This is a genomic window from Christensenella intestinihominis (genome assembly GCF_001678845.1).
Lineage (GTDB): Bacteria > Bacillota > Clostridia > Christensenellales > Christensenellaceae > Christensenella > Christensenella intestinihominis.
Genome location: NZ_MAIQ01000001.1, coordinates 93,079 through 118,049, shown reverse-complemented (window position 1 = coordinate 118,049; position 24,971 = coordinate 93,079). Strand labels below are relative to the sequence as shown.

Here is a 24,971-nt window from a genome sequence, read left to right as displayed (position 1 = left end):
GGTACATTTTTTTAATGGTCTTATTATAACAGAAAAAGCCTAGAAATGCAATTTGATCTGTTCTATCTTGCATTTTGCAGAAAACGCTTCCACTCCGGCTGTTTGGTTCCATTTTAAGGGCGTTACCGTAATATATCCCTCCCGGTTCCATTTCACATCCGTCTCATGTGCTTCGTTATATTCATCTTCTATCATATGTCCGCTGATCCAGAAATATTCCCTTCCAAAGGGGTCTATGCGCTTATCATATGCGTCGTCATAGGCGCTGATTCCCTGTTCGCAGAATTTAAGTCCCTTCACCCCGGTTCCGCGGTACAGCCGGGAAATTTACATTGTAGATATAATTTTCCAGATTTTTTATTTCAAACGCCTGTACCAGCTGCGCTGAAAGCTCGGCTGCACTCTTAAAATATGCGCTGCCGTCTTCGTCCGGCTTCCTGTGAAGCGCCTGTGAAAACGCAATTGCCGGTATGCCAAGCATGTTTGCTTCCAGGGCTGCATTTACCGTTCCGGAATACACAATGTCCGATCCCAGGTTTGCGCCGATATTAATCCCGGAGAGCACCAGGTCAACCCGTTCTTCCAATAAATGGGCCAAACCGATCTTCACACAATCCGCCGGCGTTCCGGACACAGCATAAGCCGGTGTTCCAAGCCCGTCCATTTCCTTTACCGTAAGCGGCATATCCATGGTAAGCGCATGTGCGCACGCGCTCTTTTCACGATCCGGCGCAATCACCGTCACATGGTGCCCGGTATCCGCCATCGCCTTTGCAAGCGCGCGAATTCCCTGCGCATGAATTCCGTCGTCATTTGTTATCAGAATGTTCATTACGTTTTTCCTCCTGCATTCCATTATAACAAAAAAGAAGCCGCAAATTCTATGCGGCTTCCTGTTTTTTGCATTATACCGGGTGGATCATATTTTCCTTATCCAGCATTTCCGAATCCACTTTATATTTGTTCGCCCTGCGGAACTCAAAGAATTTCGGGGCAACCTGCGGGAACATCGCATAGGTTACGATATCCTCCTCCTGCTCCATCCACCCTTTGACCTCTTCCCTGTATTTATCCATTTCGGGAGGCAGGAGGTCTGCCGGGCGTACCGTAATGATTTCATCGTCGCCAATGCATTTTTTGCGCACCTCTTCATTCACCGGCGCGGGCAGCCTGCCGTATTCGCCGCGCAGCATTGCTTTGGATTCCTTGGTAACCATCTTATAGCGTTCGCCTGAAAGAACGTTCAACACGGCTTGTGTACCAACGATCTGGCTCGACGGTGTAACGAGCGGCGGATAACCGAAATCTTCACGCACGCGCGGCACTTCCGCAAGAACGTCCATCAGCTTATCTTCCGCACCCGATTGCTTGAGCTGGCTGATGAGGTTGGAAAGCATACCGCCCGGAACCTGATACAGAAGCGTATTGATATCGATTCCCAAAACCTTCGGGTCAAGGAACCCGTCCGCTTTCAGCCTGTCGGCAACCTTAGTGAAATATTTTGCCGCTTCCGTCAGCTTTTTAAGGTCAAGACCGGTATCGTATTCCGTTCCCGCAAGCGTTGCAACCATGGATTCTGTCGCGGGCTGGGACGTTCCGTTTCCAAGCGGCGAAAGTGCGGTATCGATGATGTCCACTCCCGCTTCGATCGCTTTCAGATAAGTCATGTCCCCTACGCCGCTCGTATTATGCGTATGCAGATGAATCGGCACCTTAACATGCTTTTTCATTGCCGAAACAAGGTTATACGCCTCATACGGCAGCAGCAGGTTTGCCATATCCTTGATGCAGATTGATTTAGCGCCCATCTGCTCGAGTTCCTGGGAAAGCTCGATAAAGTAATCGAACGTATGCACCGGGCTCGTCGTATAGGAAAGCGCAACCTCCGGCCATCCGCCGTAGCGGTTAGTGGACTCGATGGATTGGCGCAGGTTCCGCGTATCGTTGAGCGCATCAAAGATACGAATTACGTCAATCCCGTTTTTGCATGCCATTTTTACAAAGAAATCGACTACATCATCCGCGTAATGCTTATAGCCAAGCAGGTTCTGTCCGCGAAGCAGCATTTGCAGTTTGGTGTTTGGCATTGCCTTTCTCAGCTTGCGGAGCCGTTCCCACGGGTCTTCGTTCAGGAAACGGAGGCACGCGTCAAAGGTTGCTCCGCCCCAGCATTCGATCGACCAATAGCCGATGCTGTCCATGAGGGGCGCAATCGGAAGCATTTCTTCCGTCGTCATGCGCGTCGCCGCCTGCGACTGGTGCGCATCCCTCATTATTGTATCCATTATATTTACTTTTGCCATATTTGTTTCTCCTTCAGTTCATTAGCCAAACAATGAAAGCAGCACGCCCGCCGCCACTGCCGAGCCGATTACGCCCGCCACATTCGGGCCCATTGCGTGCATAAGCAGGAAGTTGGACGGGTTTTCCGCCTGGCCAACCTTCTGGGACACGCGTGCGGCCATCGGCACCGCAGACACGCCGGCAGAACCAATCAGCGGGTTTACCTTGCCGTGTGTCAGCTTGCACATAAGCTTGCCGAGCAGCACGCCGCCAAGCGTTCCACAGCCAAATGCGATGACGCCAAGGACGATGATCCCGACCGTTGTTCCGGAAAGGAACACCGAACCGTTGGTCGTTGCGCCGACCGACACGCCGAGGAAAATCGTTACGATATTCATCAGTTCGTTCTGTGCGGTGTTGGACAGCCTGTCTACCACTCCGGATTCACGCATCAGGTTACCAAGCATCAGCATGCCGACAAGCGGCGCAGCCGCAGGTACAAGCAGGGAAACGAAAATCGTCACCGCGATCGGGAAGATAATCTTCTCGCGCTTTGATACGTGGCGAAGCTGTTCCATCTTGATCGAACGTTCCTTCTTTGTCGTGCACAGCTTCATAATAGGCGGCTGTATGACAGGCACCAGGGCCATATAGGTATACGCCGCCACCGCGATTGGCCCCAGGAATTCCGGGGCTAGCTTGGATGTAACGTAGATTGCAGTTGGTCCGTCCGCACCTCCGATGATACCGATCGACGCCGCAACCTCGGGATTGAAGCCGACAAGCAAAGCCAGGATTAACGCAACGAAAATTCCAAGCTGTGCCGCCGCGCCGAGAAGCAGGCTCTTGGGGTTGGCAATAAGCGGCCCGAAGTCCGTCATCGCGCCGACTCCAAGGAAAATAAGCGGCGGATAGATGCCGAGTTTAACGCCAAGGTATAAATAGTCGAGCAAACCGGCCGAGCCCTGGAAGTTCGCCCAGTCGACATGGCCTCCCGCAAAAAGCTCCGTATGATACATTTCCGCAATCGGCAGGTTTGTCAGCAGCATGCCGAACGCAATCGGCAAAAGCAGCAACGGTTCGAATTTTTTAACAATAGCAAGGTAAAGCAACACGCACGCAATACCTATCATTACCCACTGCTGCCAGTCGGTAGCATTAAAAAACCCGGTCGATTGCAAGAAATTGGATAATGTTTCTCCAAAATTTTCCAAAATGAATCAACCTCCTCTATGAAAGTTTAGTCGTTTTAACCAATCACCACGAGAAGGTCTCCGGTTCCCACGGTAGCTCCCTTTGCAACAGCAACCGACTTCACTGTTCCGGCTGAAGGAGCCATGATTTCATTTTCCATCTTCATTGCTTCCAGGATAATCAGCACATCGCCTTCCGCAACCTGCTGTCCTTCCGATACCTTGATATCGAGAATGGTGCCCGGCATCGGCGCAGTAATCTGTGCACCGGCTACAGGGGCTGCCGGGGTCGGCGCCGCTGCCTGCGGAGCGGCCTGAGGGGCCGGAGCAGGCGCTGCTGCCGCCGGGGCAGCTGCCGGAGCGGGAGCCGCCGGGGCAGCCTGTGAAGCCTGGGCTCCGACTTCTTCCACATCTACATTATAGGAATTCCCATTGACATTAATAATAAATCTACGCATGTTTTATTACCTCCGAAATAAATTTGATTACCAGTTCGTGATCTGCGAGTCCCGTCCGGCACGGTTCCATGCCCTGGACCCACCCGTTTTTTTATAAGACCGGATTACGAAGGGCGTTGAGCTTCCTTCGCTTTCCATTGCCGCCGCGACAGCCGCAGTAAGCACCGCCAGAAGTTCGTCATCCTGAACCTGCACCGTCGGCACTTCCGGTAAGGGCTTTTCCATTGCCTTTTCGAGTTTTGATTCCGGCTTTTTACGTTCTTTCAAAATGACGGACAAAAGCGTAATCACGACGATAAGCAGGACCAGGCATATAAATACGACGACAATTCCAAGCGCCGTCGTTTCACCGGCTATCGCTAATTTTTCAGCTAAACTAAGTCCACTGTTCATGACGATCCACCTTTCTTAGAGCGGAAGCACGCCGTGTTTTTTCGGCAGCTTGTTTTCCCGTTTTGAAATCGTCATTTCAAGGGCGGACACAAGAATCTGGCGGGTATGCGCGGGTTCAATCACATCGTCGATCACGCCCTGTTCCGCCGCTTGCCACGGATTCGCGTATTCCGCGATATATTTTTCTTTCATCTGTGCTTTCGCGGCGATTCCGTCTTCCGCCTTGCCAATTTCATCTTCATACAGAATCAATGCACCGGCTTCGGCAGGCATAGAGGAAATTTCCGCATTCGGCCATGCATAGGCCATATCCGCGCCGAGCGCCTTCGGGCACATCGCAGCGAAACCGTCTCCCACCGCTTTTCCCGTTACGAGGGTAAGCTTGGGCACGCCCGCCTGTGCGTATGCCGAAATCAGCCGCGCCGCATCCATAATCAGCGAATCCTGCTCCGCATCCATATCAAATTCGGTACCGCCGCAATTTGCAAGCGTAACAACCGGTATGTTGAACGCATCCAGGAGTTCCACAAAACGCGCCGCCTTCCGGGCCCCGGCGCCGGTAAGGTCGACGGCCGCATTGGCAACAAAGCCGCATACGTTTCCGCTGATCCTTCCCAAAGCAAGCACCACGTCGGGCGCGTAAGCAGCCTGGAGTTCAAGCATATCGCCCCCATCGCAAACCGCAGCAATGACAGCCTTTGCGTCATACGCCTCTTCTCCTGTAAACGGAAGCTGCCGGTTAAGGTCATCCGCCGTAACTTCATAGGGCGCTTCGTCAAGATTGTTGGACGGCAGGAAGGAAACGAGTTTTTTTACAACTCCGGCGCACTCGTCTTCATTTGCGCACTCAAATTGCGCAAGTCCTGTTTTTTCCGCGTGATTCCTGGCGCCAAAGAAATCTTTCGCCTCAATTTCCTTGCCAAGCGCGGAAGCATAAATCTGCGGCCCATGGAGCGCAACAGCAGATACGCCGTCAACCATCAGGGTGAAGTCGGACACTGCCGTAATATAGGCCGCCGTACCGATGCACGGGCCCGCCACCACAGTGACCGTTGGCACCACGCCTGAAACTTCATTGTACTTATTCAGGATTGCCGCCGTACTGCCGACCGCCGCAATTCCTTCGGAAATACGCGCGCCGCCCGAATCAAGCACGCCGATGACCGGAACGCCATTTTTGGCGGCCATATCGATGACCTTGATAATCTTGGACGCATGCGCCGCGGAAAGCGATCCCGAAAGGACCGTATAATCCTGCGCATAGATGAATACCGCCCGGTCCGCAATTGTCCCGTAGCCGCACACGACGCCCTCGCCCGTTTCGCTTGCAGCCTCAAAGCCAGGGGTTGCAAACGTACGTTTTACAAACTTTTCGATTTCAACAAAACTGCCCTCGTCGAGCAGGCTGCTGATTCTCTCTCGCGCAGTCTTTTTCCCAGCGGCATGCTGAGCCTGAACATTCTGCTCATTACCCGCAAGAAGGTCTGCGTTCTTTTGCCTGAGCTCTTCCAGTTTGCCCATTATGATACCTCCACATTAAAAATTTAAAATAAAAACAAGGTTACACGCTCCCATATTTAATATGGTTTGCCTGATGCAATATGACCGCAAAAGAGCGGCAAATACAATGAACGGCAATTTATTTTCGTGTAATTAAAAACTTATCCTACTTATACAAATTCAACGCGCGGCCCCTACTTCCCTGCCAAAATAAATATTTTTTCACAAAGAAATAAATTTTTTCAGATACGCCACCTCTTCGGCGGTCAGCATTCGATAGGTTCCCTTGCGCAGGTTCCCCAGTTTAATATCGCCGACGGCTACGCGCTTCAGATAGCAAACATTTTTTTCGATCGCGGCAAACATCCGCCGCACCTGCCGGTTTTTCCCTTCGGTAATGACGCACAAAACCTCGCTGCGGTCCTTGGCTGCCGATAAGAGCTTGAAAACACAGGGAGCCGTCTTATATCCGTCATCCAGCACAACTCCTTTGGCAAGCTTTTCGAGCTCTTCTTCCGTCACCTCTGAATCGACTACCGCAAGATATTTTTTCGAAACGTTATGCCGCGGATGGGTAAGCGCATTGGTCAGCGCGCCGTCGTTTGTCATTAACAGGAGGCCTTCCGTTGTGAAATCAAGCCGCCCAACGGGGTAAAGCCGCTCTTTTACATCCTTTACGTACTGCATAACGGTTTTCCGTCCGCTCTCGTCGTGGCAGGTGGAAACGCATCCCGCCGGTTTATTGAGCATCAGGTAAATTTTCTTTTTTGCGGGTTTTACCACCTGATTCAAATATTTTATTTCGTCTTTTTCAGGATCGACAAGAAAGCCCATCTCCCGCACGGTCTTTCCATTGACCTCTACCCTGCCGGCGGCAATCAGTTCCTCCGCTTTCCTGCGTGAAGCAATTCCCGCGTCCGCCAAAAATTTCTGTAATCTCATAACTTTCTCCCATAAAAAACAGCCCTTACTCCAGGCTGTCTTTTTCCAATTCCTCAAAATCTATTTTCGGAAGCTCTTCCAGGGACGATATCCCAAAATGCCTTAAAAATTCGTCCGTCGTAGCAAAAAGCGACGGCCTCCCAAGGACATCCTTTCGTCCAACTACGCGAATCAGCCCTTTTTCCACAAGGGTCGTGACCGCATAATTGGAACGAACTCCGCGGATTTCATCTATCTCGGAGCGCGTGACCGGCTGCTTGTACGCCACAATACTCAAGGTCTCAAGCACTGATTTTGAAAGGGACGTATGCTCGTCCGGCGCAAGGAGTTCCTTGATGTAACCCGCATATTTTGGGTTTGTACAAAGCTGTATCTTATCTCCAAGGCGGACAAGTATCAGCCCTTCTTCCCGGTTCTTTTGCTCTTCCATGACCTCCTGCAGGAGGATATCGAGCTCGTCCGTATCCATGCCGAGCAGCTCTGCAAAGGCCGAAACCTCCACCGCATCGCCCGCCACAAATAATGCGGCCATGACGGCTCCGCATATTTCGTTCTTATTCAACCTGCATTCCTCCATCCTGATACTTAAGGGCAATATCTGAAAATGCTCTTTCCTGGCGAACCGCAAGCTTTCCCACATGCCATAGCTCGAGGAGTGCGACAAACGTAACAGCAATCTCCATTTGCGTCGCCTGTCCTTCAAACAGCGAAGAAAAGTAAACCTTTTTTTCCTGTTTCAAGCGCTCAAGTATTTTCTTTTTCTGCACCCGGATGCTGAATGTATCCCGGCGGATTTCTACCCTGCGGCGCTCTTCCGGTTCTTCCCTGCGATTTTTCAGGAGCTCGAGAAATGCCATGTAAAGCGCATCCGCGTCGCTTCCCTCAATGGTCAGCTCCTGCTCAATATCCACAAGTTCTTCCGGCAGTTTATAATAGGCAGCCTTGGCCTCGTTTTCCATTTTGGCAAGGCGCTCGCCCGCCTCCTTGTACAGCTTATATGCCCGCAGGCGTTCAATCAACTCCGTTTCCGGATCGACAAATTCTTCGTCCTCAAGCTCTTCCCGCTTTGCAGGCAAAAGCGAACGGGATTTGATATACAAAAGCGTCGCCGCCATGTTAAGGAATTCGCTTGCGCGGTCCATATCAAGTTCGCCGATCTGGTCCATGTAAACCAGATATTGCTCTGTAATCTCAGAAACGAAAATATCCTGCAAATCTATCTTCGCTTTGCTGATTAAGTGCAGGAGCAGATCGAGCGGTCCTTCAAATTGGGCGAGCTTAATAAGTATATGAGAAGACATATGCCTGCTGCAAAATTCCTTTCATTCCAGGAGCGAATATGCTGAAAAACGAATCGTAGGTGCCAATCAGCCAAAATGTAAAATTCCCGAGGAACCATCCTGTAAAACCGCTGATAATCAACACCAGCAGGATGATAAAGCCATAGCGGTATAAAACATTAATAACCGCTGAAGCCTTGCGCGTAAGGAAGCTGCTCAGGAACTGGAACCCGTCAAGCGGCGGGATCGGAATCAAATTGAAAATCCCAAGAGTAATATTCAAGGTGATAACCGGCACCATAATATGGATAAATATTCCATTTGTAAATCCGAGCCCCACGGCAATAAAAAGAACCGCGGCAGCAATAAAGGATAATATGAAATTTGCAATAATGCCCGATAGGGATACGACAATATTGTCCTTTTTCGGATGCTTGAAATTCCGGGAATTGACCGGCACGGGCTTGGCCCATCCAAACCGGAATAAGAGCAGGCAGATAAGTCCGATCGGATCGAGGTGCTTCACCGGGTCAAGCGTCATGCGCCCCAGATTCCTTGCCGTCGGGTCCCCGCATTTATAGGCAGCGAACGCGTGGGAATATTCATGAATTGAAAGCGCCAGAAGCACGGCCGGTATGCTGTAAAGAAGCATCATCCAGTAGCTTGGGCTTGTAAAATAACTAAACATTTTCTGTGTACCTCGTTTATTTGCTTCACATACCTAAACGCGTTTCGTATTTTTAAGCATGTGAATTCATTCTAACACTTTTAAAGCAGTTAGGCTATCACAATTTTTGCAGGAAACCGTCGACAAGCGCGCACATTTTGGACGCAACCATCTTTCCGGCTTCAAGGACCTCTTCCATGGTAAGCGCATGCTTGGCAACGCCCGCCGCTAAATTACTGATACAGGAAACGGCAACCGTCTCCGCTCCCGCATGCGATGCGGCGACAACCTCGTGCACTGTGGACATTCCCACTGCGTCCGCTCCCAGTACGCGCAAAGCACGGATTTCTGCAGGAGTCTCGTAGGAAGGCCCCACCATATATCCGTAAACGCCGTGTTGCAAAGCAATTCCTTCCTGCGCCGCCACTTCATCGATTATCGTATTGAGCCGCCTTGAATACGCGAAAGACATATCGGGAAAGCGCGGGCCAAGCTCGTCTATATTCGGACCGGTAAGCGCATTGTTTGCAGAAAAGTTGATGTGGTCCGTAATTACCATGAGGTCTCCGGCCGAAAAATCCGTATTGATCCCCCCCGCCGCATTCGTGAGAACGACATATTTCGCCCCGAGCATCAACAGGGTGCGCAGCGGCACGACCGTCTCCGCCGCCTTATATCCTTCATAACAATGAAACCTGCCGGAAAGCAAGGCAATCCTTTTTCCCTTTTTGCAGCCGAAGGTCAGTTTCCCGGCATGCCCGGGCGCCGTAGAAACCGGAAACCCGGGGATTTCCGCATAGGGAAATTCGATCACAACGTCTTCCACCGTATTTCCATAATCGCCAAGCCCGGAACCAAGCACAATTACGACCTCCGGCCGGAAATCTGTCTTGGATTCAATATAATTTTTTGCAATGGTCAATCGTTCTTTCATATCATTTTTCCTTTCTTACCCATGCCGTGAAAGTATTTTTTCCGCAAGCGTTGCAATAAATTCACTGTTCGTGGGTTTCCCCTTTTCCGGGCTGATCGTATAGCCGAAGTATTCGTAAAATGCTTCCGTATCGCACCGTATGGCGGCCGTTTCTATCGCATGCCTGATATTCCGCTCCACACATTTGATTGTTGAGCCGTATCTTTCCGCCAGCGGCATATAAATATTCTGTTTGAGCGGACGCATTTTTCCCGGTTCCATACAAACGGCCAGCAACGCCTCGCGCAGCAGTTTATACCCTTTGATATTCGCCGGGATTCCCAGCCGCTTCAGCGCAATGGATATTTTTCCCGCAAGCAGCTGGTCGCTTTCCGTGCGGATGTCCCTCCGCTTTTTCTGGGCATTTGCCGCCTCGAGGACTCGCTGTACGAAATATTTTTTTACGTACGGCTTTACGATAACATATGCGGCTTCCAGTTCGAATGCTTTTTTGATGATAAGCTCCTGATTCATTGCGGTCAGGATAATCTTGACCACATCTTTATCCGGGAGCATGTGTTCCATCAGCGCAAACCCATCCTGGCCGGGCAGGATCGCCTCGGCAAGAACCAAATCAGGGTGATACCTGTCATACAGTTCCAGCGCTTCCCCGCCATCCGTCGTGCATAAAAAAGATGCCGCTTCCTCCCGGAGCATCCCCTTAATTTTTCCTGCGTAATCACCGCTCTGTTCAGCGATTAATACGCGTTCGAACCTTGCCAATGCAAACCTCCGCTTTTACCTGCCGAATGCTTCTTTAATCTTCTCCGCATTTTGGCGCAGCTCTCCTGCATAGATTCGGGAGTTTTCGGTTTCAATTCCTCCTGCAAGGCGTGCAATTTCATCCGTCACATCGGCTCCTTCAAGCCGGGTGACCGCCGTATGCGTCGTTCCCTCCGCGGAATATTTGCGAATCAGGAAATTCGCATCCGCCATTGCTGCTATTTGCGGCAAATGGGTTACGCAGATTACCTGCCGAGACCGCGAAATGGAAGCCATTTTCTCGGAAACGACAAGGGCCATGCGCCCGCTGATTCCGGTATCGATCTCATCAAAAATAAGGGTGGAAATATCCTCCAGTCCCGCCGATATGTTTTTAAACGCCAGCATTACCCTTGATATTTCCCCGCCGGAGGCGGTTTTGGAAAGAGGCTTCACCGGTTCCCCTTCATTGGTCGAAAGATAGAACTCCATTTCATCAATTCCATCCTTACGCCAAATGGCCTTTTCCGGTTCGGGCAAAGGCGCAAAATGCGCTTCAAACTTCGCTCCCGGCATTCCAAGATCGGAAAGCTCCTTCAGCACCGCGCCGGAAAGCTTTTCCGCCGCTTTTTTACGCAACCCCGACAGGGCCTGGTATTCCTTATATAACCGCCCTTTGATCGTTTCGATTTCACCAGCCAGACGCGCAGCGTCCGCGTCTGCGTTTTGCAGCTTCTCAAGCTTTTGCTGCGCCTCCGCGCAAAAAGCCAGAATCTCGTCCTCCGAGTTTCCATACTTCCGTTTCAAACCGGCAATCAGGTCAATCCGCTCTTCGATTTCAGCCTGCCTGTGTTCGTCAAACACCACCGCTTCCAAAAAGCTGCGCAAATCGTGTGCGCACTCCTCCAAGACAAAGGCGCTTTCCTGAAGCCGCTCCCCTGTTTTTTCATATGCTTCGTCGTACATGGAAATTTGCGACAACAAACGAACCGTATCCTGGACAAGTGAAAGAGCGCTTCCGCCTTCCTCGCCGCCAAGGTAAAGCTCCGCATATCCCGCGGAGAGATTCTGAGCAATTGCCTGCGCATTGTTGAGCTTTTCACGCTCTTCCCGCAGGATGTCTTCCTCGCCCGCGAAAATCTGTGCTTCCGTAATTTCCTGTATTTGAAAGGATAGGAGGTCTATCGACCGCATTCGCTCTTTTTCATCACCGCCGGTTTCATCAAGCTGCTCCTGAGCCTTCTTTAGCTGTGAATATAATTGCGCGATACGCTCCTTCGCCTTTTCCGCTTCCGCGCCGCAATAATTATCAAGGAAGGAAAGGTGGTTTTTTGCATAAAGCAGGGATTGGTGTTCGTGCTGGCCGTGAAGGTCCACAATTCGGTCCATCAGTGTTTTCAGGATAGTAAGGCTTACGACCGTTCCATTAATCCGGCATACGTTTTTCCCGGAAATGGAAAGGTCCCGCGATACGATCATCTCGTCCTCCGCGTCAAGCTCGTTTTTGGCAAAAAAATCCCCGAAAACCGCGGAATCGATACGGAAACTCGCTTCAACATGCGCTTTCTCCTGCCCGCTTCGTATAAGCTCCCGGTCGGCCCTCTCGCCTAAAAGAAGATTCATGGAATCAACCACAATCGATTTCCCCGCGCCTGTTTCGCCGGAAAGGACGTTGAGCCCCGCCTCAAATTCAATATTCAATTCGTCTATCAGGGCGATGTTTTTCACCGTCAGGCTTTGTATCATTGCGCGTCACTTTCTTTATCTGTTCAGCATCTTTGAAAACCGTTCCACAATCTCTTCCGCCGCCTGCTCGGAGGTCGCTGCAATAAAAATCGTATTGTCTCCCGCAAGCGTTCCAAGCACACCGTTGTAATGCATGCTGTCCACAACCTCCGCCGCCGCGTTTGCGCTCCCGGAAAGCGTTTTGATGACGACAAGGTTGACCGCACTCTCAATTGAAATGACGGTATCCCGGAAGATACGCATCAGGATATCCATGTCGTTTCCTTTATTTTTCTTATTATCTGCATATTTATACGCTCCCGATGAAGCCTGCACCTTAATGAGATGGAGCTCTTTAATATCCCTCGAAATGGTTGCCTGGGTCACCTTATAGCCGGCTTCATTCAAAAGGGCCACAAGTTCCTCCTGCGTTTCTACCTCGTTGTTCTCGATAATTTCTAAGATTTTATTTTGTCTTTTGGATTTCATGGCAAAACTCCTATTTCTTCGGGCCGCTCCACTGGGCGAGTTTATCTTTCAACTGCGGGAAAAACATATCGTTTGTGAACCGTAAAAATTTTGCTTTCATTTGCGAACGACGGATAATAACTTCGTCTTCGTCGCTTAAATACTGCAGCTCCTGCCCGTCGGCCGAAAAGGTTACATTTTTCTCTCCTTCATGCGGGCGCACCGTGATCGTGTCGCTGTACTTGGTCACGATGCTGCGCGCATACAGCGAATGCGGGCACATCGGCGTAACCAGTATGCAGCTTACATTGGGCGCAATAATCGGGCCGCCCGCCGAAAGCGAATATGCCGTTGACCCGGTGGGGGTCGCTACAATAAGCCCGTCTCCGTTATAAAGCTCCGCCAATGTTCCATTTACATAAAGGTCAAGCTGCACCATGCGCGTACGGTTGATTTTCGTGATAATAAAATCGTTGAGCGCAATAAACGGGCGGCCTTTCCCATTGATTTTCGCTTCAAGCAGCATACGCTCGTCAATTACATAATCTTTGCGTTTAATATGGTCAATCATCCGTTCCACATCGGGAAGGTTAATTTCGCTCATGAATCCGAGATGGCCAATATTGATTCCGATCATCGGCAAACCGAATGAAACATATTTACGGGCTGCACGCAGGATCGTACCGTCGCCCCCCAAAATAAAAAGCGCATCCGCTTCACCGGCGTCCGTATATTCGGAAAGCCCCATCAATCCGGCCGTTTCCGAATCGTAACAGATACTGCATCCCGCCGTCTCAAGCGCGCCGATTACCCTGCCCGTCGCTTCAAGGCCGGGGTCCTTATCTTTATTTGTATAAATACCGATTTTCAGCATATGCAGCCTCCGCTCCGATCGCTTTTACTGTTTCATTATACATAAAAATGCATAGATATACAAGCTAATTTAGTTCACTGTGCGCATCGGCCACAACCTGTTCAACGCTTGGAGAGTATTCAATAGGCTCTGTTGAAAAAAGAGCCAGATATTCGATATTCCCGTTGGGTCCCTTCACGGGCGAATAGGTAAGCCCATCCAGGAAGAATCCGCTGGAAAGCGCATTTTCTATCGTCCGGAGGATTACTTCCCGGTGGACCATTGCATCCCTTACAACCCCTTTTTTCCCGACGTGCTCCCGGCCTGCTTCAAATTGCGGTTTAATCAGGGTGACGATCCGGGCATTTTTTCCAATAACACGCGCAACCGCGGGAAAAATCAGCTTCAAGGAAATAAAGGATACGTCTACGCTTACAAAATCAACCGGGCGGTCCTGCATTTCCAGATACCGTGCATTCGTACGCTCCATAAGCTTTACGCGCCCATCATTTCTCAGGCGCCAGTCAAACTGGCCATAGCCGACGTCGACCGCATATACAAACTGCGCGCCGTTTTGCAGCATACAATCCGTAAAGCCCCCGGTTGACGCGCCGATATCCATACAAATCCTGTTTTCCAGATTTAGATTAAATTCCTTGATCGCTTTTTCGAGCTTCAAACCACCCCTGCTGACGTACGGGCAGGCATGTCCTTCCACTTCAACCGCAGCATCCTCTTCAAATTGTTCGGACGGGCTTTTGACTGCCTTTCCATTCGCTTTTACCTGTCCGGCGATAATCAGCGTCTTGGCCTTTTCCCGGCTCTGCGCAAGGCCTTTTTCGGCAATCAGTACGTCAATTCTCTTTTTCATTCTTCCTGCCTCCGCTGAAAAAGTTTACTACCGTGCCAATGGAAAGGACAATATCCTTGTTTTTTTTGAGCGCTATTGTTTTCCCCCATGCTTTTCCCGCAACCGTTGCCGCCGCAATCAATGCCGAAATTGCAATCGACACGACAAGGTCCGGAAAAGGAAAATCAAACACCAGGGCCTTTAATGTGATTGCCGCTCCTGCAGCGCCGCTTACAATCCCGCAAATGTCGCCAATTACATCATTGCAGAAATTGGAAACCACATCTGCATTCTTGAGCATTTTAAGCGCATAATGCGCTTTCGTATTCTTTTTAGCGGACATCGCAATAAACGGGGCCTGGTCGCAGCTGGCGAACGCAACGCCAACAATATCGAACAGCACGCCAATCGTAATCAGGGCTGCCAGAATTCCCACGGACGCCCAAAGCGAGAGATTGGAAATAAAATATTCCGCAGCCACCGAAACGCCTGCGGAAATAAAGAGCGTAATAAAAAATATCTTAATCGTCCAGTGCTTGATTACTTTCATCGAATCCTCACCATCAGCCGAATATTTTCGGCCGATATTAAAAAAATTGGTGGTGACAATAAGAGTAGACCTTGCAGTATATGGTCCGGTAGGATTTCCCCGAAGGCTACTCCCCGTCGCCGAAAGGAGCGGTTTCCCTTGAAAGCCTCCGGTGCGGTGTTACCACACGCACGACCGGATTGCCTGTTCAAACCACACTATAATCCCCTTATTGCCTGAAATACAGTCTAGGAGCTTTCCTCAACAGCACAAATCCAATTCCTAGTCTCTTTTGCCAGCATGGTTTTTTACAGTCGTGCTCGCCACCGCCCGTACGCTGCAGATGACTCGCAAATTATCCCGCATTTCCACCATGCCAACTCAAGGCAGGCTACTCTGTACACAGCTTAATACCGCATAGCAGGTTTTTCCCTGTCCAGTAATGGCACGCCACCACCGCAACAGGTCTCCGCGAAAGCTGGGTCAACGCCCATATGCCCTTATGGATCGCCCTTCTTTCTTAACTCCCAGCATCAGCTCCCGACGGGGCGTCAGCAGCCAACACCAGAAACTTCATCGATGTGCCCTATAACGGATTTTTAGGCCCGTCTTCGGAATCGGCAGTACCGACTAGAATACTGCACCACCAAAACTTATCATACGTTTCCCGCGTCTGCGGTAAACATAATTATTCCTTTTCTTTCCCCTCGGCTGCGGGCTCTTCCGCCGCAACCTCATCCTTATATTTACCGAGGCCATAGGTTTTCAGCACCTGCTGCTTAACCTCTTCCATGACCTCCGGGTTTGCCATGAGATACTGGCGCGCATTGTCCCTCCCCTGGCCGATATGCTCGCCCTGGTACGAGAACCACGCCCCGGATTTGACAATCAGACCAAGCTGCGTCCCGAGGTTCAAAACGCTGGCCGGCTCGCTGATTCCTTCTCCATAATAAATCTCAAATTCCGCCGTTTTGAAAGGCGGCGCCACTTTGTTTTTTACAACCTTAATACGCGTCCGGTTTCCGATCATCTGGTCCCCGACCTTAATGGTTTCAATGCGGCGCACGTCAAGGCGCACGGAAGCGTAGAACTTAAGCGCCTTGCCGCCCGTCGTCGTCTCCGGGCTTCCAAACATCACGCCGATTTTCTCGCGCAGCTGGTTGATGAAAACAACAACCGTGTTGGTTTTATTGATCGCCCCGGCAAGCTTACGCAGGGCCTGCGACATAAGCCGTGCCTGCACGCCTACCGACGAATCACCCATCAGTCCTTCAATCTCCGATTTAGGCACCAGTGCCGCGACCGAGTCTATGACCACAATATCGATCGCGCCGCTGCGGGTCAGCATATCTGCAATCTCAAGCGCTTCCTCGCCCGTGCTGGGCTGCGAAACGTAAAGATTGTCAATATCAACCCCAAGATTTTTTGCATAAACCGGGTCAAGCGCGTGCTCTGCATCAATAAAAGCCGCCGCGCCGCCCATCTTCTGCGCTTCTGCAATCATGTGCAACGCTACGGTTGTTTTACCGGAGGACTCGGGACCGTACACCTCGATGATCCTTCCGCGCGGCACGCCGCCGATTCCAAGGGCGACATCCAGTTCCAGACACCCCGTTGGAATTGCTTCAATATTCATATTTTTTGCCGCGTCGCCCAATTTCATGACCGCGCCCTTCCCAAACTGTTTTTCGATTTGCGCGAGGGCCGCGTCTAAAGCTTTTCCCTTATTATCCATATTTTTTCCTTTCCAATATCAATCAATCTGCAAATACACTGCGGTTCTTCACAAAATACTCGATACACGAGTAGACCGACAAAGCCACGCTTACCCAAATCAGGATCGTGCCGATCGAAACAGGTACAAACATAAACGGCCAATCGTTAAGCATCAATAATATAATTGCAATGAACTGTACCACCGTTTTAAGCTTTCCGGACTTATCCGCCGCAATCACAACGCCCTTTGACGCCGCCACGGAACGCATTCCGCCTATGAGGAGTTCCCTTGCCTCGAGGATCAGCACCGCAATAAAACCAACCTTGCCCCAATCCATAAGGAGCAACAGCGCCGCGAGCACCAAAAGCTTATCGGCTATCGGGTCCCATAGCTTTCCAAAATTGGAAACCTGGTTATTTTTCCGGGCAAGATATCCGTCGAGCCAGTCGGTAACCGCCGCCACTATAAATATTATAGCAGCCCAGATATTCCAATGAGGTAAACCTGTGAAATAAAACAGCACAAAAAATGGAATTAATATGATTCGAATGATTGTCAGTATGTTCGGTGCGTTCCACTTCATTTTAGCAGTTCTCCCATGCAATCATAGCTGTAAGCCATCTTTATTTTTACGGGATAATATTTTCCCGCTTCCAGCGTCTCCTGCGTTTTCACAAAAATCTTCCCGTCCACATCCGGCGCTTCCGCATAAGACCTTCCGTAATAGAGCCCGGAATGCTCGTCGTATCCTTCGATCAAAACCTCATAGGTTTTATCCACACGCGCCTGGTTCCTGTCGAGTGAAATCGAGGATTGCGTATTCAGCACGGAATCACGCCGGAATTCCTTCTCCTCCTCATCGATCTGCCCGTCCATTTCCGCCGCAGGCGTTCCTTCCTCCTGCGAATAAGTGAACACGCCCAGACGGTCAAACTGGTATTTCTTCAGGTCCTGGTACAGGTGGATTACATTTTCCCGCTTTTCGCCCGGAAACCCTACGATCACTGTAGAACGTATGATAAAATCTTCCGAAGCAGCGCGTATCTTCTGCAAAATTTCATCCGTCATTTTCCACGTATTGCGGCGATGCATCCTTTTCAGGATTTCATCGTCCGTATGCTGGATCGGGATATCAAGGTATTTTACGATATTGTCATGCTTACACATTACGCTGAGCAGTTCATCCGTGATTCCATTTGGATAACTGTAAAGCACGCGCAGCCATTTCACTCCCGGAATCCCGGCGGCCCGATCCATCAGCCCCGCAAGGTTAATTCCTTCGTCCAGGTCTTTTCCATATGCGGTGGTATCCTGTGCAATCAAAATAATTTCGCTGTAGCCGTCCCGCGCAAGCGAGGCGATTTCTTCGAGGATATGCTCCGGTTTCCTGCTCTGATATTTTCCCCGGATGGACGGAATAACGCAATAGCTGCAGCAGTTGTCGCACCCCTCCGCAATTTTCACATAGGCCGTCGGGGGAACGGTGGTCAGTACGCGCTGCGAAAAATTTTCATCGATTGTACGGTCGGGATAACTGTCAAACCCGCTTCCTTCCACAACCGCATCGACCGCCTGGCGTATTTCTTTATATGCCGCCGTTCCAAGAAACGCATCCACGCGCGGAACCACTTGCTTTAACTCCTCATGAAGGCGTTCGGGCAGGCAGCCCGTAACAACAATCCCCTTAAGCTTGCCAAATTTTTTCTGCTGCTCGGCTTCAAGGATTGTGTTAATGGATTCTTCCTTGGCATCGTTAATGAAAGCGCAGGTATTGATAAGCATGATATCCGCATCCTGCATATCCTGCACAAACTCATATTCGCCTTGCAGCTGGGCGAGCATTTCTTCCGTGTCAATCCTGTTCTTCACGCATCCGAGCGAGATAACGCCAATCTTCACAGTCATTTTATCATTCCTCTTCCTGTGGGTTCATGATCTTTTGGAGTTCCTCTTTGGTAACGAGCACCTGCCGTCCCTTGCTTCCATCCATCGGTGAAATATAGCCATGCTCTTCAAGCTGGTCGATCAGCCGGGCGGCGCGGGCATACCCGATACGAAGACGGCGCTGCAGCATGGAGGTAGACGCCTGATCGTATTCTACAATCGTTTCCAGCGCACGGACAAAAAGCTCGTCCGTCTCTGCCTGTCCGGCAATGGGGCTCGCGCTGTCTTTGGAAATTCCGTCGATTACCTTGGAGTCATAGTCGGCGGCAAGCCGTTCCTTCAGGAACTTTGCAACAGCCTCCACTTCCCGGTCTGAAATAAAACAGCCCTGGAGGCGCACCGGCTTAGGCGCTCCTGACGGATAAAACAGCATATCGCCCTGCCCAAGCAGTTTTTCCGCGCCCGCCATATCGAGGATCGTCCGGGAGTCTACCTGGGAAGATACGGCAAACGCAACCCTGGATGGAATATTGGCCTTGATTATGCCGGTGATGACGTCCACAGAAGGGCGCTGCGTTGCAATCACAAGATGTATGCCGCTTGCACGCCCGAGTTGGGCAATCCGGCAGATTGCGTCTTCCACTTCCCCAGGGGCAACCATCATCAGGTCCGCAAGCTCGTCAATAATAACGAGGATATGTGGCAGCGTCTCCCCTTCTTCCTCCGCCTGCATCAATTCGTTATACTTTTTAAGGTCCTTGGCGCCCTTAGCCGCAAACATACGGTAACGCATCGTCATTTCGTTAACCGCCCAATTGATTGCAGACGCCGCTTTCTTCGGGTCCGTAACCACCGGGATCAGCAAATGCGGAATATCGTTAAATACATTCAGTTCCACAACCTTCGGGTCAATCATAATCATTTTGACCTCTTCCGGAGAAGCATGGTACAAAATGCTCACGATCAGCGAATTGATACATACGCTCTTGCCCGAGCCTGTCGCGCCTGCAATCAGCATATGCGGCATTTTGGCAATATCCGCATAAACATTTGCCCCGGCAATATCCTTCCCGAGCGCAAACGCAATCGGGCTCTTGATTTCCTTGAATTCTTCACTTCCCACAAGCTCGCGCAGGCCGACGGAGCTCGTTTCCAGATTCGGTATTTCAATTCCCACCACCGGTTTTCCAGGGACAGGCGCCTCAATACGCACGTCGCGCGCCGCCAGATTCATTGCGATATCGTCGGCAAGGTTGACAATTTTGCTGACCTTCACACCGGGCGCCGGCTGCACCTCATAACGCGTGACAACCGGGCCCCGGCTGACGCCCGTTACCTTTGCGCTCACATTGAAGCTTGCGAGCGTATTTTCCAGTATTTCCACATTTTTCTTCAAATCCGCCGAAGAGGTCCTTGCGCTTTTTGCAGGCATCGTAAGGAGGTTAAGCGGCGGCTTGATATATTTTTTGGCGGGAGCAATGCTTCCCTGCACCCCACTGACGGGAGCAAATTCCGCTGTTTGCTGCGGCACCTCTGTCTGCGCGGGCACCTTCGGTTGCTCGGACGTTACCTGGGAAACGCCGATTTTCCGCCTGCCCCTTGGTTCCGGCTGTATTTCGTCGTCAAACTCAATATCCGTATCGGAAAACACCTTGCGGTATTCCTCCGGATCATAATCCGTAAATTCTTCCGGGATTTCTTCCGCCGAATAGATTTCATCCGTAGGCTCCGGCTCCTCTACGTGCATATTAAATTCGTTTTCTTCCTCCTGGCGGATATGGGCCGCTTCTTCCTGCCGGGCACGCAACTCCTCTTCCCGTTCAAGATCGAGGCTTTCAATATACAGGCGCTTTTTTTCGCGCCGCTGCTCCGCACGCGTACGGTATTCGTCATACGTAGTTTTGACCGCGGTGCCGATCTCTTTGCTTACCTTCTTGACAGAAAGATTGGTGAGCGCGATGATGCATACCGCGATTCCCGTAATAAATACAATGCAACTCCCCACCATTCCAAGGAAACGGTAGGACCAGTAGGTAAGCAGCGATCCCAGCACGCCGCCGCCCGCATGATTGGCCGCGCCAAAATCATAGGAGGTCGTTACAAAGCCGCCGTAACTGCCGCCTTCCGTATAAATATCGCCGATGAAAATCAAATGTGCGAGGGAAAAAACAAAGAATACGGCCAACGCCAGCAAAATAAGTTTTCCGGCATTCGGCGCCTTTTTCCGGGCCGCAATGAACAAAACGCCGATAATGCCGAGGATAATAGGCACCACATAGCCGATTGCCCCGCATATACCAAAATTGGCGCTCGCAATAAAGTTGCCGAAGACGCTGTCAATATTCATATAAATTGTGATTGCAACAAAAACAGCCAGTCCTATAATGATAATGCCGGCGATCTCGTTTTTCTTGTTGGTATTCTTTCTTTTCCGTTTCTTGCGAGCTGCCATGAAAACCCCTTCAAAACACAGATAACAATCTTATTTATTATAGCATCAAACGAGCCGCATTTCAATTGTCTTGCCCGTGGAAAGTTTGAGTGCGTTTAACCGCCAATACGGAAAGAACAGATATGGAAAATGTCTTCCATACCTGTTCTTCGGTTCAAGCCATGCTCGATCAGAAAACGACTTTGCGCAGCGTTTCCTCATCCGGAACACGGCCCACGCACGTTACCGTCAGTTTTTCAAAATCAAGGCAGGCGTCAATCACTTCCTGCAGGTCCTGATAGCGCACGTCTTTCATAAAGCGAAGCACTTCTTCATCCGAATAAACATTTCCCGTGAGAATCATCGATTTTCCAATCGCGCTCATCTTGGAAGACGTGCTTTCAAGGGACAGGATCAGGTTTCCCTTAGACTGCTCCCGGCTCTGTATGAATTCTTCTTCCGTAATACCTTTTTCCTTGACAGCCTTAAGCTCTTTCAGTATCATTTCCGCAACCTTAAGCGTATTATCCGCCATCGTTCCCGCGTATACCCCGTACATGCCCGAGCTTGCATAAAGCGCAGGATAGGTAAAGACAGAATACGCCATTCCCATTTCCTCCCGTATTTTCTGGAAAAGGCGGGAGCTCATCGAGCCTCCAATTACATTATTCACAATATTAAGGGCATATTTGCGCTTATCGTCGAGCCGTATTCCGGGCATTCCCATACACAGGTGGACCTGCTCAATGTCCCGCCCGGTTACCTGGAACCCGTCCTTTTGGGGCACAAAACCGGTGCAGTCCGCAAAGGCGGGCTTGCGCAGCGGATTTTGATTGATGTTCTGCAGCAGCCGATTCAGGCAATCCCGAAGTTCCTGCTCGTCGAAATTCCCCGCCACGGCTACAACAATGTTAGACGCCGTATAATAGCGCTTCATGTAATCCACAAGGTCCCCGCGCCCGAACCGCCGGATATTATCCGCCGGGCCAAGAATTGTTTTTTCAAGGGATGAGCCGTTGAAATAAGTGCTCGATATAAGGTCCATCGCAAGGTCTTCCGGGTTATCGTTGCTCATGGCAATTTCTTCCAGCACAACATTACGTTCCTTATCGAGTTCTTCCGTCTGCAGGGTCGCCCTGCAAAAAAGGTCGGTCAATATTTCGAGGCCGTCCGCCAGTTTTTCGTCGATTACCTTGATATAATAGCACGTGCATTCCTTGGAGGTGAACGCATTGATCTGTCCGCCGATATTATCGACATCCACGGCAATCTGTTTGGCGGTACGCTTTTCCGTTCCCTTAAACAGCATATGCTCAATCAAATGGGAAATTCCGTTTTCTTCAGGAGTTTCCGTTACAGAGCCTGCACCTACCCAGATGCCCGCAGTTACGGAATGGAAATTCGGAAGCTTTTCAGCAATCAGCCGCGCTCCGCATTCCAGTTTTTCATTGATAAATGTTCCATCCATAGCAAAAATCCTTTCATGATGGAAAAAAGCCGACACAGGAAACATACAGCCACCGCCGTTCCCCATCAGTCGGCTTTTTTATATTCGTTTTAGTTTAATTCTTCCGGTTTAACGCCTTTATGTGTCAGGTTGATCCTGCCCTGCTTATCGATCTCGATAACCTTGACGAGCAACGTATCGCCGATGTTGCACACATCCTCGACCTTTTTCACATATTCGTTGGAAAGGTTGGAGATGCGGCACATCCCCTCCTTACCCGGGGCAAGCTCCACAAACGCGCCAAAGTTCATGATACGCGTTACTTTTCCGTTGAACACTTCGCCGACTTTCACGTCTTTTACGATTGTTTCAATAATCTTGCGCGCCTGTGCCGCCGCCTCGTCGTCGGGGGTCAGGATCGCGACGCGTCCATCGTCTTCAATGTCAATCTTCACGCCGGTGTCGTCAATAATCTTGTTGATTACCTTGCCGCCCGAACCGATCACTTCACGAATTTTATCCGGATCAATCGTAAACTGGACAATCTTCGGCGCATAAGGCGAAAGATGCTCGCGCGGAACCGAAATAACCTCGTTCATCTTGTCGAGGATAAAAAGTCTTCCGCGCAGGGCCTGCGCAAGCGCGCGTTCGAGGATTTCCTTGTCAATTCCCTTGATCTTAATATCCATCTGGATCGCCGTAATTCCGTCTTTCGTACCCGCGACCTTGAAGTCCATATCGCCCATGAAGTCTTCCAGGCCCTGAATGTCCGTCAGTACGACTACTTTTCCTGTCTCAGGGTCTTTAATCAGGCCCATTGCGCAACCGGCAACCGGCTTTTTCATCGGTACGCCTGCATCCATAAGCGCAAGCGAGCTTGCACATACGCTTGCCTGCGAGGTTGAGCCGTTCGAGCTGATTACTTCGGAAACCGCACGGATTGCATACGGGAACTCTTCCTCGGAAGGAAGCATCGGTTCAATCGCGCGTTCCGCGAGCGCGCCGTGCCCGATTTCGCGGCGGGACGCACTGCGCATCATCTTGGCCTCGCCCGTAGAGAACGGAGGCATGTTATAGTGATGCATATAGCGCTTGAAATCTTCATCGGTAATTCCGTCAAGGTTCTGTCCTTCACGCAGGCCGCCCAGCGTCACGATATTCATTGCCTGCGTCAGTCCGCGGGTGAATACCGCACTGCCGTGCGTGCGTTTGAAGAGCCCTGTCTCACACCAGATCGGGCGGATATCCTCGCAGCCGCGCCCATCCGGACGGATACCGTCGTTCATGATTTTTCCGCGCAGCACTTCCTTGGTCATGGCGTAGAGCACATCGCCGATGTCACCCGCGCTGTCCGGAAACTGTTCCGCAAAATGCTCGACTGTTTCCTGCTTCACCTGGTCCTGGCGCGCTTCGCGTTCGTCACGCTCAAAGGTGTCGAGGCTCCACACAACCTTTTCAGCTGCAAATTCGCGAACAGCCGCTTCGATTTCCGCCGAAGGCTTATGAATCTCCACTTCCTGCTCGGGCTTGCCGATCTCGTCTTTAATGTTCTGGATAAACGCACAAATGCGTTTGATTTCCTCATGGGCGAAAAGAATCGCGTCGAGCATTTCCGCTTCCGTTACTTCCTTTGCACCGGCTTCCACCATCATCACGGCATCCTTTGTACCGGAAACCGTGAGGTTAAGCCTGCTCTTCTCACGCTGTTCGCAGTTCGGGTTGATGATGTATTCGCCGTCCACCATACCGACTGCAACGGAACCTGTCGGCCCCGCAAACGGCAATCCCGAAATGGAAAGCGCAGCGGAAGAACCGATCATTGCCAGGACTTCCGGCGGATTGTCGAGGTCAACGGACATCACCGTCGCCACAACCTGGACGTCTTTGTAATATCCCTTCGGGAACAGCGGACGAATCGGGCGGTCAATCAGGCGCGCCGCCAGGATTGCCGAGGTCGCCGGCCGCCCTTCGCGTTTAATAAAGCCACCCGGTATTTTACCGGCGGCATACATTTTTTCTTCATACTCAACGCTGAGCGGGAAAAAGTCAATTCCTTCCCGTTCCGTTTTTGAGCCCGTCGCATTTACCATAACGGCCGTATCCCCGCATCTTACGATGACGGAACCGCCCGCCTGGAAAGCATATTTGCCGCTCTCGATCGAAAGAGTACGGCCTCCTAGTTCCATTTCATACATGTGATCCTGCATAGTTTCCTCCTATGTTCTTTCTTTATATTCCCTCATTGGTAACAAATTGATAAAACCGGAACACCACATGGGTGTCTTCCACCCGACGATGTTCCGGCAGTCAGCATGCAAAAAGAGCGAGACAAGCCCGCTCCTTACCGCTTATTTTCTTAAATTCAGGCTGCTGATCAGGCTTCTGTAACGCTCGATATCTTTTTCTTTCAGATAGTTGAGCAAGCCGCGCCTTTTACCAACCATTTTCAAAAGTCCGCGCCGCGAATGCGCGTCTTTCTTGAATTGTTTCAGATGCTCGTTTAAGTGATTGATCCGGTATGTAAGAAGAGCGATCTGCACTTCCGGCGAACCGGTATCCCCTTCCTTCTGGGCATACTTTTGAATAATTTCCGTCTTTACTGCTTTGTCCATTTCTTACCTCCATTTTTTTAAGAACTCGTGATGCTACGGTGACGTCGGAGTTGTCGTACATCGG

The 24,971-nt window shown here is 50.7% G+C and carries 25 protein-coding genes; all 25 read right to left on the bottom strand.

What is annotated here, in order from left to right; translation table 11 throughout:
* Positions 1-39: 39 nt before the first annotated feature.
* Entirely contained in the window at positions 40-300 is a 261-nt protein-coding gene (locus BBD38_RS14195; protein WP_082989371.1) for a SurE domain-containing protein, read from the bottom strand.
* Positions 287-832, bottom strand: coding sequence for a 5'/3'-nucleotidase SurE (surE, locus tag BBD38_RS00570; RefSeq protein WP_172807719.1), 546 nt, complete (start codon positions 830-832; stop codon positions 287-289). The genes BBD38_RS14195 and surE overlap by 14 nt, the downstream gene beginning before the upstream one ends.
* A gap of 73 nt (positions 833-905) precedes the next feature.
* Entirely contained in the window at positions 906-2,303 is a 1,398-nt protein-coding gene (locus tag BBD38_RS00565) for an oxaloacetate decarboxylase subunit alpha (RefSeq protein WP_066683400.1), read from the bottom strand.
* A 21-nt stretch (positions 2,304-2,324) separates the two neighbouring features.
* Positions 2,325-3,500, bottom strand: coding sequence for a sodium ion-translocating decarboxylase subunit beta (locus BBD38_RS00560; RefSeq protein ID WP_066683398.1), 1,176 nt, complete (start codon positions 3,498-3,500; stop codon positions 2,325-2,327).
* A gap of 32 nt (positions 3,501-3,532) precedes the next feature.
* Positions 3,533-3,934, bottom strand: coding sequence for a biotin/lipoyl-containing protein (locus tag BBD38_RS00555; protein WP_066683396.1), 402 nt, complete (start codon positions 3,932-3,934; stop codon positions 3,533-3,535).
* 27 nt (positions 3,935-3,961) lie between these two features.
* Positions 3,962-4,327, bottom strand: a complete 366-nt coding sequence (locus BBD38_RS00550; RefSeq protein WP_066683394.1) for an OadG family protein — start codon at positions 4,325-4,327, stop codon at positions 3,962-3,964.
* Between the two features lie 15 nt (positions 4,328-4,342).
* Positions 4,343-5,848, bottom strand: coding sequence for an acyl-CoA carboxylase subunit beta (locus BBD38_RS00545; RefSeq protein WP_066683391.1), 1,506 nt, complete (start codon positions 5,846-5,848; stop codon positions 4,343-4,345).
* Between the two features lie 201 nt (positions 5,849-6,049).
* A complete protein-coding gene (locus BBD38_RS00540) occupies positions 6,050-6,769 on the bottom strand; it encodes a pseudouridine synthase (RefSeq protein ID WP_066683389.1) in 720 nt (239 codons plus the stop codon).
* A 25-nt stretch (positions 6,770-6,794) separates the two neighbouring features.
* Positions 6,795-7,331: an SMC-Scp complex subunit ScpB gene (gene scpB, locus BBD38_RS00535; protein ID WP_172807718.1), complete on the bottom strand. Its 537-nt coding sequence runs from the start codon at positions 7,329-7,331 to the stop codon at positions 6,795-6,797.
* Positions 7,324-8,070 (bottom strand): segregation and condensation protein A, encoded by a 747-nt coding sequence (locus tag BBD38_RS00530; RefSeq protein WP_066683387.1) that lies wholly within the window; start codon positions 8,068-8,070, stop codon positions 7,324-7,326. Before BBD38_RS00530 ends, scpB begins: the two co-directional genes overlap by 8 nt.
* Positions 8,048-8,737, bottom strand: coding sequence for a site-2 protease family protein (locus tag BBD38_RS00525; RefSeq protein WP_082989368.1), 690 nt, complete (start codon positions 8,735-8,737; stop codon positions 8,048-8,050). Before BBD38_RS00525 ends, BBD38_RS00530 begins: the two co-directional genes overlap by 23 nt.
* A gap of 97 nt (positions 8,738-8,834) precedes the next feature.
* Positions 8,835-9,650, bottom strand: coding sequence for a purine-nucleoside phosphorylase (locus BBD38_RS00520; RefSeq protein WP_066683383.1), 816 nt, complete (start codon positions 9,648-9,650; stop codon positions 8,835-8,837).
* 15 nt (positions 9,651-9,665) lie between these two features.
* A complete protein-coding gene (locus tag BBD38_RS00515) occupies positions 9,666-10,412 on the bottom strand; it encodes a sporulation initiation factor Spo0A C-terminal domain-containing protein (protein WP_066683381.1) in 747 nt (248 codons plus the stop codon).
* A gap of 15 nt (positions 10,413-10,427) precedes the next feature.
* Positions 10,428-12,137, bottom strand: coding sequence for a DNA repair protein RecN (gene recN / locus BBD38_RS00510; protein WP_066683378.1), 1,710 nt, complete (start codon positions 12,135-12,137; stop codon positions 10,428-10,430).
* Positions 12,138-12,152: 15 nt separating this feature from the next.
* Positions 12,153-12,605, bottom strand: coding sequence for an arginine repressor (locus tag BBD38_RS00505; RefSeq protein ID WP_066683375.1), 453 nt, complete (start codon positions 12,603-12,605; stop codon positions 12,153-12,155).
* A 10-nt stretch (positions 12,606-12,615) separates the two neighbouring features.
* The gene (locus BBD38_RS00500) at positions 12,616-13,458 is read right to left on the bottom strand and encodes an NAD(+)/NADH kinase (protein ID WP_066683374.1); all 843 of its coding nucleotides are present in this window, start codon (positions 13,456-13,458) and stop codon (positions 12,616-12,618) included.
* A gap of 64 nt (positions 13,459-13,522) precedes the next feature.
* The gene (locus tag BBD38_RS00495; RefSeq protein ID WP_066683372.1) at positions 13,523-14,308 is read right to left on the bottom strand and encodes a TlyA family RNA methyltransferase; all 786 of its coding nucleotides are present in this window, start codon (positions 14,306-14,308) and stop codon (positions 13,523-13,525) included.
* Positions 14,292-14,837 carry a hypothetical protein gene (locus tag BBD38_RS00490; protein ID WP_066683363.1) on the bottom strand — a complete coding sequence of 182 codons (546 nt, stop codon included), beginning with the start codon at positions 14,835-14,837 and terminating at the stop codon, positions 14,292-14,294. The genes BBD38_RS00495 and BBD38_RS00490 overlap by 17 nt, the downstream gene beginning before the upstream one ends.
* Positions 14,838-15,504: 667 nt before the next feature.
* Complete coding sequence (gene recA / locus BBD38_RS00485) at positions 15,505-16,551, bottom strand: recombinase RecA (RefSeq protein ID WP_066683358.1); 1,047 nt, start codon at positions 16,549-16,551, stop codon at positions 15,505-15,507.
* Positions 16,552-16,573: 22 nt separating this feature from the next.
* A complete protein-coding gene (gene pgsA / locus BBD38_RS00480) occupies positions 16,574-17,116 on the bottom strand; it encodes a CDP-diacylglycerol--glycerol-3-phosphate 3-phosphatidyltransferase (RefSeq protein WP_066683356.1) in 543 nt (180 codons plus the stop codon).
* Positions 17,113-18,438, bottom strand: coding sequence for a 30S ribosomal protein S12 methylthiotransferase RimO (gene rimO / locus BBD38_RS00475; RefSeq protein WP_066683354.1), 1,326 nt, complete (start codon positions 18,436-18,438; stop codon positions 17,113-17,115). Before rimO ends, pgsA begins: the two co-directional genes overlap by 4 nt.
* Before the next feature lie 4 nt (positions 18,439-18,442).
* Complete coding sequence (locus BBD38_RS00470) at positions 18,443-20,869, bottom strand: DNA translocase FtsK (RefSeq protein WP_066683353.1); 2,427 nt, start codon at positions 20,867-20,869, stop codon at positions 18,443-18,445.
* Positions 20,870-21,038: 169 nt separating this feature from the next.
* On the bottom strand, positions 21,039-22,316 hold the full coding sequence (locus BBD38_RS00465; RefSeq protein WP_066684172.1) for a M16 family metallopeptidase: 1,278 nt from the start codon (positions 22,314-22,316) through the stop codon (positions 21,039-21,041).
* An 89-nt stretch (positions 22,317-22,405) separates the two neighbouring features.
* Positions 22,406-24,502, bottom strand: coding sequence for a polyribonucleotide nucleotidyltransferase (locus tag BBD38_RS00460; RefSeq protein WP_066683352.1), 2,097 nt, complete (start codon positions 24,500-24,502; stop codon positions 22,406-22,408).
* A 141-nt stretch (positions 24,503-24,643) separates the two neighbouring features.
* Positions 24,644-24,907 carry a 30S ribosomal protein S15 gene (gene rpsO, locus BBD38_RS00455; protein WP_066683350.1) on the bottom strand — a complete coding sequence of 88 codons (264 nt, stop codon included), beginning with the start codon at positions 24,905-24,907 and terminating at the stop codon, positions 24,644-24,646.
* Between the last annotated feature and the right edge of the window lie 64 nt (positions 24,908-24,971).